Source organism: Shewanella sp. DAU305 (assembly GCF_026802235.1).
In the GTDB taxonomy this organism is placed as follows: domain Bacteria; phylum Pseudomonadota; class Gammaproteobacteria; order Enterobacterales; family Shewanellaceae; genus Shewanella; species Shewanella baltica.
In genome coordinates this window covers 1763720-1776780 of sequence record NZ_CP113808.1, presented here as the reverse complement: position 1 = coordinate 1776780, position 13061 = coordinate 1763720, and the positions used below count along the sequence as shown (strand labels likewise).

At 47.5% G+C, this 13061-nt stretch carries 10 protein-coding genes; 1 reads left to right on the top strand and 9 read right to left on the bottom strand.

What is annotated here, in order from left to right:
* The first annotated feature begins 506 nt into the window (after nt 1–506).
* A complete protein-coding gene (locus OX890_RS07670; protein WP_268650371.1) occupies nt 507–1514 on the top strand; it encodes an LLM class flavin-dependent oxidoreductase in 1008 nt (335 codons plus the stop codon).
* A gap of 148 nt (nt 1515–1662) precedes the next feature.
* On the opposite strand, the gene gabT is transcribed toward OX890_RS07670, so the two are convergent.
* The 9 genes from gabT to OX890_RS07625 all read right to left on the bottom strand — a co-directional run bounded on the left by gabT (nt 1663) and on the right by OX890_RS07625 (nt 12871).
* Nucleotides 1663–2940, bottom strand: coding sequence for a 4-aminobutyrate--2-oxoglutarate transaminase (gabT, locus tag OX890_RS07665; protein ID WP_012196786.1), 1278 nt, complete (start codon nt 2938–2940; stop codon nt 1663–1665).
* Nucleotides 2941–2972: 32 nt separating this feature from the next.
* A complete protein-coding gene (gene gabD / locus OX890_RS07660) occupies nt 2973–4421 on the bottom strand; it encodes an NADP-dependent succinate-semialdehyde dehydrogenase (RefSeq protein WP_012196785.1) in 1449 nt (482 codons plus the stop codon).
* Between the two features lie 50 nt (nt 4422–4471).
* Entirely contained in the window at nt 4472–5758 is a 1287-nt protein-coding gene (locus OX890_RS07655; protein ID WP_012196784.1) for an NAD(P)/FAD-dependent oxidoreductase, read from the bottom strand.
* Nucleotides 5759–6020: 262 nt separating this feature from the next.
* Nucleotides 6021–6836 carry an ABC transporter permease subunit gene (locus OX890_RS07650; RefSeq protein WP_006080702.1) on the bottom strand — a complete coding sequence of 272 codons (816 nt, stop codon included), beginning with the start codon at nt 6834–6836 and terminating at the stop codon, nt 6021–6023.
* A complete protein-coding gene (locus OX890_RS07645) occupies nt 6833–7738 on the bottom strand; it encodes an ABC transporter permease subunit (RefSeq protein ID WP_006080701.1) in 906 nt (301 codons plus the stop codon). The genes OX890_RS07650 and OX890_RS07645 overlap by 4 nt, the downstream gene beginning before the upstream one ends.
* Entirely contained in the window at nt 7735–8871 is a 1137-nt protein-coding gene (gene potA / locus OX890_RS07640) for a polyamine ABC transporter ATP-binding protein (RefSeq protein WP_006080699.1), read from the bottom strand. Before potA ends, OX890_RS07645 begins: the two co-directional genes overlap by 4 nt.
* A gap of 178 nt (nt 8872–9049) precedes the next feature.
* Nucleotides 9050–10150 carry a polyamine ABC transporter substrate-binding protein gene (locus OX890_RS07635; RefSeq protein WP_259513052.1) on the bottom strand — a complete coding sequence of 367 codons (1101 nt, stop codon included), beginning with the start codon at nt 10148–10150 and terminating at the stop codon, nt 9050–9052.
* Nucleotides 10151–10751: 601 nt separating this feature from the next.
* The gene (locus OX890_RS07630; protein ID WP_063884501.1) at nt 10752–12107 is read right to left on the bottom strand and encodes a glutamine synthetase family protein; all 1356 of its coding nucleotides are present in this window, start codon (nt 12105–12107) and stop codon (nt 10752–10754) included.
* Between the two features lie 2 nt (nt 12108–12109).
* Complete coding sequence (locus tag OX890_RS07625) at nt 12110–12871, bottom strand: gamma-glutamyl-gamma-aminobutyrate hydrolase family protein (RefSeq protein WP_268650370.1); 762 nt, start codon at nt 12869–12871, stop codon at nt 12110–12112.
* Nucleotides 12872–13061: the final 190 nt, after the last annotated feature.

Here is a 13061-nt window from a genome sequence, read left to right as displayed (position 1 = left end):
ATTGCATAACCTCAACTGCCGGTAGCCCTGCTGTCGGCAGTTTTTTTATCACTTCACTTAGTTATACCCTTGTGTTGCAACTCATAACCAAATGAGCTGTAGCAAACCTCACCCAATCCCGCAGTGACAGGCCTAGCGCTGAGTTGCTGAGAATAAGATCTTCAGTTCCACATTATCGTCCCTCACGCTGGGATGACTTCACCGTCTCGATTTGTTACAAAGCAAGTATGAACCAAGACGCACTCGGTTTAATAACGCTGCTCAAGTGCAAACTCAAATTGACATGACTAATGAAATAACGAAGGGGAAAAGAGTTAACCGTTCAAGCTTGAGAAGCGCGGTACTTAGCCCCATATCAATATCACTGAATACCTTTTTATTCATCAAGACTGAGCCGTTAACGCTTGTTCTTCGCTATGCGCCTAACAATGCCACTAGCAATGCGACTAACACAGTTAGCGCCGAATGTTTTCGCTAGCAAAAGACGGCAGTCACTTGGAGACACTATGTCACAACAGACATCAATATTGGCCGATATTCCCTTCTCACTATTGGAACTCGCGCCCATGCGCCAAGGTTCGACTGTGGGTGAAACGCTGCACAACAGTTTGCAGTATGCCAAGGAAGCCGATCGGCTCGGCTTTAATCGTTTTTGGTTTGCCGAACACCACAATATGCCCGGCATCGCCAGCGCGGCGACCTCAGTATTAATTGGTTATATTGCTGGCAATACGCAGCGTATTCGCGTCGGCGCGGGTGGCATTATGCTGCCAAACCATGCGCCATTAGTGGTCGCCGAGCAGTTTGGCACCCTTGAAAGTCTCTATCCTGGTCGTATCGATTTAGGACTGGGACGCGCACCCGGCAGCGATCAAGTTACCAGCCGAGCACTGAACCGCGATACTAGTCGCGCCGAACAATTCCCTGAAGAAGTCAGTGAATTACAAACCTTACTCGGCCCTTACAATCGTCGCCATACGGTGCGAGCGATTCCTGGAGAAGGCACCAATGTGCCGATTTGGTTATTGGGCTCGAGTCTCTTTAGCGCACAATTAGCGGCACAGCGCGGTTTGCCCTATGTGTTTGCGGGCCACTTTGCCCCACGTTTTCTTTACGATGCGATTGAAATCTATCGCCGCGACTTTAAACCTTCTCAAGTGCTTGATAAGCCCTATGTGATGTTAGGTTTGCCGCTCGTTGCTGCCGACACTGATGAAGAGGCGCAATTTCTGGGCACGACCTCGAAACAGCGCGTACTGGCGCTTATCCGTGGTCACGAGTTATGGTTAAAACCTCCGGTTGAAACGATGGATGGCTTATGGAGTGCGCAAGAAGAAACCTATGTCGATAATTTCTTAGGTTTATCTGTCATTGGCGGCCCAGCGACGATTAAGCATCGTTTGGAAATGATCGTCAAAGAACTTGGCGTGAATGAGTTTATCTTTACCAATGACTTGTACGACCTTGATAAACGCAAAAAAGCGCTGCAGATCCTAATGGAGATTAAACAGTAGCCATTCAGTCAACTGACTCGTGCTGAAAGCCATTGGCAGTAAAAATGGCAAACGCCAAAACAATCGCCACTTCCATAAAAAATCCCGCCGAAGCGGGATTTTCATTATGTAAAACTGTCATCTAAAACAGCTTTATATCAAAGCAATATTAGCTTTTCAAAACGGCATCGAAGCTGGCTTTGAGGATACCAAGGCCTGCATCAATTTGTGCATCCGGCGCGGTTAATGGCACCAAAATACGCAGCACATTACCGTAAGTGCCGCAGGATAATAAAATCAATCCACGGTCACGGGCATCACTCAATACTTGCGCGCAATAGTGCGGTGCAGGTTTGCCATCTTCCATCAATTCAATGGCGATCATCGCGCCTAAACCACGCACATCGGCGATTTGAGCATGTTCGACCTGCATCACGTTCAATGCAGACTTAATGCGCTCACCTATGGTATTGGCACGATCTAACAGCTTTTCTTCTTCAAACACTTCAATAACAGCAAGCGCCGCGGCGCACGCTAACGGGCTGCCACCATACGTACCGCCAAGACCACCCGGACCAATGGCATCCATCACTTGCGCGCGGCCAGTAATGCCAGAAAGTGGGAACCCACCCGCGATAGATTTAGCAAAAGTAGTGATATCTGCACTCACGCCCATTTGCTCCATGGCAAAGAAAGTGCCGGTACGGCCAGCGCCCGTTTGCACTTCATCGGCGATCAGCATAATGCCTTCACGATCGCATAATGCGCGCAACCGCTGCATAAAGGCGGGTGATGCAGCATAAAAACCACCCTCGCCCTGTACTGGCTCTAAAATAATGGCGGCAATATCACTTGGCTCGGCATCATTTTTAAAGATACGTTCAATCGATGCCATCGCATCATCATCGGACACGCCGTGCATCTCGCACGGGAACTCGGCACGGAACACATTCGCCGACATCAGCCCCATACCTTTACTGTAAGGCGCGACTTTTCCGGTCAGTGCCAAGGCTGCGATAGTGCGACCATGGTAGCCAGAGGTAAACGCAATCACGCCAGCACGTTTGGTATAGGCACGCGCCACTTTAACTGCGTTTTCAACCGCTTCTGAACCACTAGTGAATAATGCCGTCTTCTTGGCAAAATCCCCTGGCACCAATTGATTGAGCTTTTCACACACTTGGATATAGCTCTCGTAACCAAGCACCATAAAACAAGTGTGGGAGAAATTATCCAGCTGAGCCGCAACCGCCGCCTTCACTTTAGGGTGAAGATGACCGGTATTAAGCACAGCAATGCCGCCCGCAAAATCGATAAACTCGCGACCTTCAACATCCCACACGGTCGCGTTTTCGGCGCGCGCGGTAAAGATCGGGTGAATTTGCCCGACACCACCCGCAACTGCGGCTTGGCGACGTGCCATCAATGAATCATTGGTTGTTGTCATTTAGTGTTCCTCACACGCCAAATCGGACCGTATTAAACGGACATGCAGATGTACTTCATTTCTAAATATTCTTCGATGCCGTACTTAGAACCTTCGCGGCCCAGTCCAGAGGATTTCATCCCGCCAAAGGGTGCGACTTCCGTCGAAATCAAGCCAGTGTTGACCCCAACCATGCCGTATTCCAAGGCTTCGGCGACTTTCCACACCAGTGAAATATCGCGGCCATAGAAATAAGCGGCAAGGCCAAATTCAGTATCGTTAGCTTGTTTAATCACATCGTCGACATCGCTGAATTTAAACAGCGGCGCGAGTGGACCAAAGGTTTCTTCGCGGGCAACGAGCATGCTTTTATTAACGTTAGTCAGCACGGTTGGCTCGAAGAAATTACCGCCAAGGTCGTGGACTTTACCGCCTGCGAGCACAGATGCACCTTTAGCTATGGCGTCGATAAGATGACTTTGCACTTTTTCGACTGCGGCAGCATTGATCAACGGACCCGTAGTGATGCCCTCCTTGATGCCCTCTCCAACCTTAAGCTTGCCCACTGCAGTGCTGAGTTTTAAGGCGAACTCGTCGTATACACCGTCTTGCACATAAATGCGGTTAGCGCAGACGCAGGTTTGGCCAGCATTACGATATTTAGCAATCATAGCGCCTTCGACAGCGGCATCGATATTGGCATCATTAAACACGATAAATGGCGCATTGCCGCCAAGCTCTAGCGACAGTTTTTTTAAGGTAGGCGCACATTGCGCCATTAATTTAATACCGATATTGGTTGAGCCAGTGAAAGACAGCTTACGCACTATCGGGTTGCTGCACATTTCATTACCAATCTGCACCGCATCACCCGTTAACACACTAAATACGCCCGCAGGAATACCGGCACGCTTAGCGAGTTCAGCCATCGCTAATGCGGTAAATGGTGTTTGGTGCGCCGGTTTTACCACCATAGTGCAACCAGCAGCTAACGCTGGAGCGGCTTTACGGGTGATCATCGCCGCAGGAAAGTTCCACGGCGTTATCGCAGCGGTTACACCGACAGGCTGCTTGATCACCATCAAGCGCTTATCCCCTTGATGTCCGGGAATGGTATCGCCATAAATACGTTTCGCTTCTTCGGCAAACCACTCGATAAACGAAGCGGCATAGGTTACTTCACCTTTAGCTTCTGCCAGCGGTTTACCCTGCTCAGTCGTCATGAGCAATGCTAAGTCATCACTGTTTTCATTGAGTAATTCAAACCAACGCCTTAACTTAGCGCCGCGCTCTTTGGCTGTGAGCGCTCGCCATGCAGGTAAAGCCGCTTCTGCCGCCTTAATCGCCATCTCGGTTTCAACTTGTCCCATATTAGGAACATGACCAATCAGGGCATTGGTTGCGGGATTAACCACCTTTAACGTGTCACCAGAAACGGCATCACACCATTGACCATTAATAAAAGACTGTTGATGTAGCAAACTCGGATCATTTAATTGCACAAGGATTTCCTCGTATTGTGAAGCTACCTAGCTTCTTAAAAGTGATGATATTAGAGACCCAGTTTGTCTCTTAACGTGTAATACCAAGCTCCGATAGCACTAAAAGGGACGCGAAGTGCGTGACCACCGGGGAATGGATAATGTGGCAATGCAGCAAAGGCGTCGAAACGCGTGGCTTGGCCGTTGAGCATTTCGGCCAGTAACTTGCCTGCCAGATGGGTATAAGTGACACCGTGGCCACTGCAACCCTGTGAATAATAGATATTCTTACCGATACGACCGACCTGTGGCAGGCGCGATAGCGTCAGTAGGAAGTTACCTGTCCACGCATAATCGATCTTCACATCTTTTAATTGCGGAAAGGTTTTGAGCATATTCGGAATGATGATCGACTTGATATCCGCCGGATCGCGGGCGCCATACACTACGCCGCCGCCGTAAATCATCCGCTTGTCGCCAGACAGGCGGAAATAATCGAGTAGATAGTTACAGTCTTCGACGCAGTAATCCTGCGGTAATAAGCTCGCCGCCAAATCGTCACTCAAAGGCTCAGTGGTAATCACTTGCGTGCCGCAGGGCATAGATTTCGCCTGCAGCTCTGGCATTAACTTACCTAAATAAGCATTACCCGCCACGACCACAAACTTGGCTTTGACACTGCCCTGCGCCGTATGCACAACTGGGCTATCGCCTTCATCGACACTCAGCACTGCTGAGTCTTCAAAAATCTTGCCGCCGAGGGATTCGACCGCACGCGCTTCGCCAAGAGCTAAGTTAAGCGGATGAATATGGCCGCCGCTTTTATCGAGCAGACCACCGACATAGCGCTCAGTATTTACCACACCGCGAATGCCTTTGGCATCGAGAAGTTCGAGCTGATTAACATGACCGTGGCTTTCCCACAGTTGCTTTTGATGGCGCAGATGACCCATTTGTTTTTCGTTCATCGCGGCAAACACGCCGCCATCTTTTAGATCGCATTGAATGTTGTACTTAGCAATCCGATCGCGGATGATTTTTCCGCCCTCAAAAGCCATTTGGCCAAAGAGTTTACCTTGTTCTTTGCCGACTGTTTTTTCAATAGTATCAATGTCACGGCTAAAACTATTGACGATTTGTCCGCCATTACGGCCCGAGGCGCCCCAGCCAATGCGAGCGGCTTCTAACACCACCACACTAAAGCCAGATTCTAATAAATGCAGCGCGGCAGAAAGGCCCGTATAACCCGCGCCAATCACACAAACATCGGCTTCAATCGATTCCTCTAGGCGCGGACGTTCAACCTTATCGTTGGCCGATGCCGCATAATATGATCCAGCGTGAGCTATGGCAGACATGTTGTTCCCTTGAATTCTAATGTTCATTATTTTAAACAGCCATCACATCCTACACCTTCAGAAAACGAAACACTAGCCAGAAAAGTGCAATAATTTACATTTTGTTTGATATTTCAAACACGCAATAATCTTAAGCGCTGTGATGTCATGCTAATGGTGTCGAGTAGCAGAACTGGCCTGCAAAGCGAAGCGGATGATGGAAGCGGTGACAATTAACAAGGGTGGCTTTGACGATACCAAAGCCACCCCAAGATTAAGCAAACTAGTTCATCGGTGTGCGGTCGCGTTTCTCTGCCCGCCTTGCCATATACCAAGACAAGAAGGCGATTAAGGAGACACACAGAATGATCAGCGTCGCTAAGGCGTTGATCTTAGGCGAAACCCCTAAACGTACCGAGGAGAACACCACCATAGGCAGCGTCGTTGCACCTGGGCCCGAGGCAAAACTTGCGATCACTAAATCGTCTAAGGACAAACTGAATGACAACAACCAACCCGCCACCAGCGCCGGCGAAATCATAGGCACAGTGATCAGGAAGAAGGTCTTAAGCGGGGTTGCCCCTAAGTCCATTGCCGCTTCTTCGATAGACATGTCCAGCTCGCGCAATCTTGACGACACAACCACAGCCACATAGGCAGCGCAGAAGGTCGAATGCGCAATCCACACAGTTAACATGCCGCGCTCTTTCGGCCAACCAAACAAGTCGGCCATGTGCACAAATAGCAGTAGCAAAGACAGACCCGTGATCACCTCTGGCATAACCAGTGGTGCAGTGATCATGTTCGATAATGTCAGCTTCGCCCATGAACGCTTAAAGCGTGTCATCACAAAAGCAGCCATAGTGCCAATAATCACCGCCATGGTTGAGCTATAAAACGCTATCCGCAGGCTGGTCCATACTGCGTCTAAAATCTGTTGGTCTTGAAATAACTCGCCATACCATTTAGGTGAAAATCCGCCCCATACCGTCACTAATTTAGAGTCGTTAAAGGAGTAAATCACCAGCACTAACATAGGTGCATACAGGAAGAACAAGCCAAACCACAACATCGCTGAAGAAAAACTTAACTTTTTCATAGGTCTTTCTCCAAACTACGCGCCTGATAGCGATGGAATAAGGTAATAGGAATAATCAATAAGCCCAGCATTACAATCGCCAGTGACGAAGCCACAGGCCAGTCGCGGTTATTGAAGAATTCTTGCCATAAGACTCGACCTATCATTAAGGAATCTGGACCACCGAGTAGCTCAGGGATCACAAACTCACCCACGGCAGGAATAAACACCAACATAGAACCGGCAATCACACCGCTTTTTGACAGCGGGAAAGTGATTTTCCAGAAGGTATTTAAACGGCTTGAGCCTAAGTCAGACGCGGCTTCAATCAAACTCATATCGAGTTTCACTAAGGTGGCGTACAAGGGCAAAATCATAAAAGGTAAATACGCATAGATAATGCCGATATACACGGCAATATTGGTATTGAGGATTTGTAACGGCTCAGAGATGATTCCCAGCCACATCAGCGAATGGTTGATGATCCCTGTGTTACTTAAGATCCCCATCCAAGCGTAAACCCGGATTAAAAATGAGGTCCAAGAAGGCAACATGACTAACAGCAGCAATACGGTTTGCAAACGCGCTGGCGCACGGGCAATCGCATAGGCCATTGGATAGCCAATAATCAAACAGCCAATAGTCGAGATTAACGCCATTTTCAATGAGCTGAGATAAGCCATGTAATACAGCGAATCATCAAGCAACATCAAATAGTTACCAAAATGCAGGAAGATATTTAACACATCATCGGCATATTGGAACGTGGCTTCATAGGGTGGGATCGCAATCGCCGCCGTCGAAAAACTCAGTTTAAGGACAATCGCAAATGGCAAGGCAAAGAACAATAACAGCCAAGCATAGGGTATGCCTATGGTCCAAATGCGGCCTTTGAGCCACTTTAATTTAGTCGGTATCTTCATGATCTCAACACCACGCCACTGGTGTCCTCCCAACTGATGAACACTTCGTCATCCCATGTGGCATGATCGGCGCGGCGTTCACGGTTAGTCATACTGCACTGGACGATTTGACCATTCTCTAAACGAATGTAATACACTGAAATACCGCCTAAATACGCGATATCGTGTACGATTCCCTTGGCCCAGTTGTACTGACCTTCAGGCTGTTCGCGGCTAATAATGGTCTTTTCAGGACGCACAGCGAGCCACACGTTTTTGTCTTCGACGTTGGTCGACACCCCGTAACCGACATAAAAAGATTGAGCCAACTCATTAGGTTTAATGATCAAATGGTCGACTTCATCCACTTCAATCGCGCCACCAAACAAGTTCACAGTGCCGATAAACTCGGCAATCATGCGGCTGTTCGGGCTTTCGTAAATGTCCATGGGCGAGCCTGTTTGGGCAATCCAACCGTCGCTCATAATTGAAATGCGTCCCGCCATTGTCATGGCTTCTTCCTGATCGTGGGTCACCATCACGCAGGTCACACCGACACGCTCAAGAATTTCCACCACTTCGAGTTGCATCTGGGTACGCAGTTTTTTGTCCAATGCGCCCATAGGCTCATCGAGCAGTAATAATTTCGGCCGTTTTGCCAGTGAACGAGCCAAGGCAACACGCTGACGTTGACCACCGGATAACTGATGTGGCTTACGTTTACCATACTGCTCCATGTGCACTAACTTGAGCATATCTTGTACACGCTGCTCAATTTCGGCCTTAGGTAACTTGTCTTGCTTCAAACCAAAGGCAATGTTTTGCGCCACTGTCATGTGGGGAAACAGAGCATAGGATTGGAACATCATATTGATCGGACGTTCGTATGGGGGTAAATCTGTGATGTCTTCGCCATCGAGGAAAATACGGCCAGAGGTGGGCTTTTCAAATCCCGCTAACATGCGCAATAACGTCGACTTACCCGAGCCTGAGCCGCCGAGTAAGGCAAAGATTTCGCCTTTATTGATGGTTAATGACACGTCGTCGACAGCCCGTACGTCATCGAATAACTTGCTTACCCGCTCAATTCTGAGCAGTACTTTTTCTTGCGTCTTTGTTGTCGGTTTATTGGTGACGCCCGAGGTGATTGCCATAGTACTTCTCCACCCGAAAATGATGCGTCAATACGCTCAAACTCTGGGTTCAACACGATTAATGAATGAAAAGAGGTTAACCAAACTGTGTCAAATCCTATACGTGGATGAACTATGCATAGGATTGGACATAGCAAGTCTGCCAAGTTAGGGGCAAGCTAGGCTTGCCCCTTATCGACTATTGTCCTGACTTCACTTTGGTCCAAACACGGGTTAATACGCGTTGGATTTTCAAAGGACGGATTTCACCAATATAAAGTTTATCTAACACTTCTTGTGGTGGATAAATCGCGGGATCGGTGCGGATAGCCTCATCAACCAGAGGTTGGGCAGGATCGTTCGGGTTAGCATAGGCCACATAGTTAGAGATAGGCGCTATGACTTCTGGACGGAGAAAATAGTTAATCAGCGTCAGTGCATTATCTGCGTTAGTCGAATCGGCTGGGATAGCTAACATATCAAACCACAGGTTGGCGCCTTCTTTTGGAATCGAGTAACCAATCTTATTGCCATTACCCGCCTCTTCAGCACGTGCTTTAGCTTGGAATACGTCGCCAGAGAAACCAAAGGCCACACAAATGTCACCGTTTGCTAAATCAGAAATATAGCGAGATGAGTGGAAATAGGTCACGTAAGGACGGATTTTTTCCAGTAACTCACCGGCTTTTTCATAATCGCTCGGGTTGGCGCTGTTAGGATCTAAACCTAAATAAATCAGTGCTTGGGGCACCATATCGTCGGCAGAGTCCAGCATAGCAAAGCCACACTTTGAGATTTTTTCAGCATATTTAGGATTAAAGATCAGTTCCATTGAGTTGAATGGCGCATCTTCACCCACAGCCGCTTTCACTTTATCTATGTTGTAACCAATACCATTGGTTCCCCATAAATAAGGCACGGCATACTGGTTACCCGGATCGGCTTTCTCAAGTAGCTTCATCAGGGCGGGATTTAAATTTTTGAAGTTAGGTAGCTTAGCGCGATCTAAAGGTTTGAAAGCACCCGCTTTGATTTGCTTAGCGAGAAAGTGGTTAGAAGGGACAACGATATCGTAGCCACTACGACCAGACAGCAATTTAGCCTCAAGCACTTCGTTACTATCGAACACATCGTAAATTACCCGAATGCCCGTTTCTTTCTTGAAGTTTTCTAAGGTATCTTCCGCGATATAATCTGACCAGTTATACACGCGAACCACTTCTTCCGCCTGGGCCGCTGCGCTCGCTAATACGCTCGCAGTGACCAGAGCTAGAGTGGTCATCTTATTAAATAGCTTCATGCTTTCTCCTTTCTCGGGTAGCAGAATTGCTTAAGCAAATTCTGACATTGTGTCACCGGGCTATCCGGATATTGTTGTTATTTTCGACCAATGCTACACCTTACAAACCGCATCGGCAGTCTCTACGGCATGAGTTCCATGCCACCTTTATATCTTGCTGCAATTTGTTAAGTATCAGGTTTCGTGCCAAATTTTCGAGGCATCGGTATTGCATTAACACTCAAAAAATTAGACTAGATATGACACTGCTTGTACATATTGCAACATTAAGGCAAATGCCTCAAGTCCCTAAGTAATCGCAAAAACCACTAAGATAAAACACATTTTAAATATGACTAACAATTAGTTAGCGACTCTAGCAAACGAGCGACTTAAAACAGTTAGGCCTATTTCACTTTTCTAGCGGACACACATCTGAATTGAATAATCACTTTAATCAACAAGCCATTAAAAACCATCAGATTATTTAACAAGTGAGTTGCACCGGTTGGGTGCGACTTCACTAAAACAGTGCAAACCTCTATCTTGTTGTTACCGACGCTAACCTTAGATTTGTCTGGGTTAACGCGGTAACACAGCTAGTGCACTTAATCCAAAAACATTACACAGTGAGCAATAGGAATTCACGTTCCCATGAACTGACCACACGGCGGAAGTTTTCAAGTTCGGCCTGTTTCACCGCCACAAAACCTGTGGTGAAGGCTTCACCTAAATACTCCTTACAAGCATCACTTTCTTCCATCGCCGCTAAGGCTTCTTCTAAGGTAAGCGGTAAACAATGGGTGTTGTTGCTGCGGCTTTCGTTGGCTTTACCTTGCACTGGCGTAGAAGGTTTTAGCTCCTCAACCATACCGATATAACCACACAATAAGCTCGCGGCAATGGCCAAATAACAGTTTGCATCGGCGCCGGGAATCCGGTTTTCGATACGACGGTTTTGTGGCGAAGACTCGGGAATACGTAATCCACAGGTGCGGTTTTCATCGCCCCACTCTAAGTTCACTGGCGCCGAAGTACCGGGTAGGAAACGACGGAAAGAGTTTGCATTGGGCGCCATCAGCGGCAGCAACTCAGGGATGAATTTTTGCAGACCGGCAATATATCCCAAGAATAACTGGCTCTTAGTGCCATCTTCATTGGTGAAAATATTTTTGCCCGTCTCTTTATTGATCACACTCTGGTGAATGTGCATTGCACTACCAGGTTCGTCAGTCACTGGTTTGGCCATAAAAGTAGCGCAAACATCGTGCTTAAGTGCCGCTTCGCGCAAGGTGCGTTTAAAGATAAACACTTGATCAGCAAGGGACAATGGATTGCCGTGGCTGAAGTTAATCTCCATCTGAGCTGGGCCATCTTCATGGATTAAGGTATCGATATCTAGACCTTGAAGCTCACACCAATCGTACATGTCTTCAAACATAGGATCGTATTCGTTGGCAGCATCGATAGAGAAAGACTGGCGACCCGCTTCGGGGCGACCTGAACGGCCAATAGGTGGCTTTAGAGGTAAATCGTGGTCGTCACTACGACGGGTCAAATAGAACTCCATTTCAGGAGCGATAACCGGTTCCCAGCCCTGTTCGTCATAGAGAGACAAGACTTTTTTCAATACGTTACGTGGTGACAGCTCAATCGGATTACCCATTCTGTCGTAGCAATCGTGGATCACCTGCGCCGTGGCTTCTATGGTCCAAGGCAACATAAAAACAGCGTTTTCATCGGGTACACAGACAAAATCGATGTCGGCTGCATCGAGCAAGCTGTAGTAAACATCTTCATTCACAAAATCGCCGGTGACGGTTTGTAACAGCACGCTTTCGGGCAAACGCATGCCTTTTTCATCGAGAAACTTATCGACTGGTGCAATCTTGCCGCGGGCGATGCCAGTCATGTCACTGATAACACATTCGACTTCTGTGATTTTTCGTTCTTTTAAAAAAGCGATTAGCTTATTCATTATTATTTCACTCGAGTTGTAGCCCTGCGCCGGCATGCATCACCGAAGGCATTGAAAAGGGAGAGGTAAAACGGATTTTCGCTCACCTTCCACTCTGGATGCCATTGCACACCGAGGGCAAATTCTTTAGTACCTATTACGGAGAAAGCCTCCACTAACCCATCTGGAGCATAAGCTTCTGGCCGCAACCCAACACCCAGACGCTCCACGCCTTGAGTATGCACAGAGTTGACCTCTGCAGAGTTACGGCCCCAGGCCTCGTAAATAAGCCCCCCGGGCTCAACAGAAATACTGTGAGAAGCCCCATATTGCACATCTAAGGATGCGGTTTTATCTTCTCTATGTTCAATAAAGCCACCCACCTCATATAGCTTCTGGTGCAAACTGCCACCAAAGGCCACATTCATTTCTTGAAAACCGCGACAAATACCTAATACAGGTACCCCAGCAGCAATAGCAGCGTGGATCAGCGGCAAAGTCGTCGCATCACGTTTAGGATCATGGTGTGTACCAAGCTCACTCGGTTGGCCTGCATAAAGATGGGGTTCTACATTAGAAGGAGAGCCAGTAAACAAAATACCGTCAAGACGTTCTAAAATCGCGTCTATCGGTAAATCGCCGCCTAACGATGGGATCACTAACGGCCAGCCTTTCGCGCCATTAACTACACCTAAAAGGTATTTTTCACCAACAATATTAAAGGGATGTGAACCCAGTTGTTGATTACAAGCAATAACACCTATGAGGGGCAAATCGGCTGACATATCTCACCTTTAGAATTCGTTTTACTAGCATAACGAACACTTTGTCTTTAAATGTTCATTTTTTCACACAGTACACCGAAATTTCATACTAGGCAAGAGGTTAAGCACTTGTTAAAGATTATTTCATCCACTTATGTTTAATAAGCATAAATAACATGTAGTTAAACCTATATTGTGGTTATTTAATGTT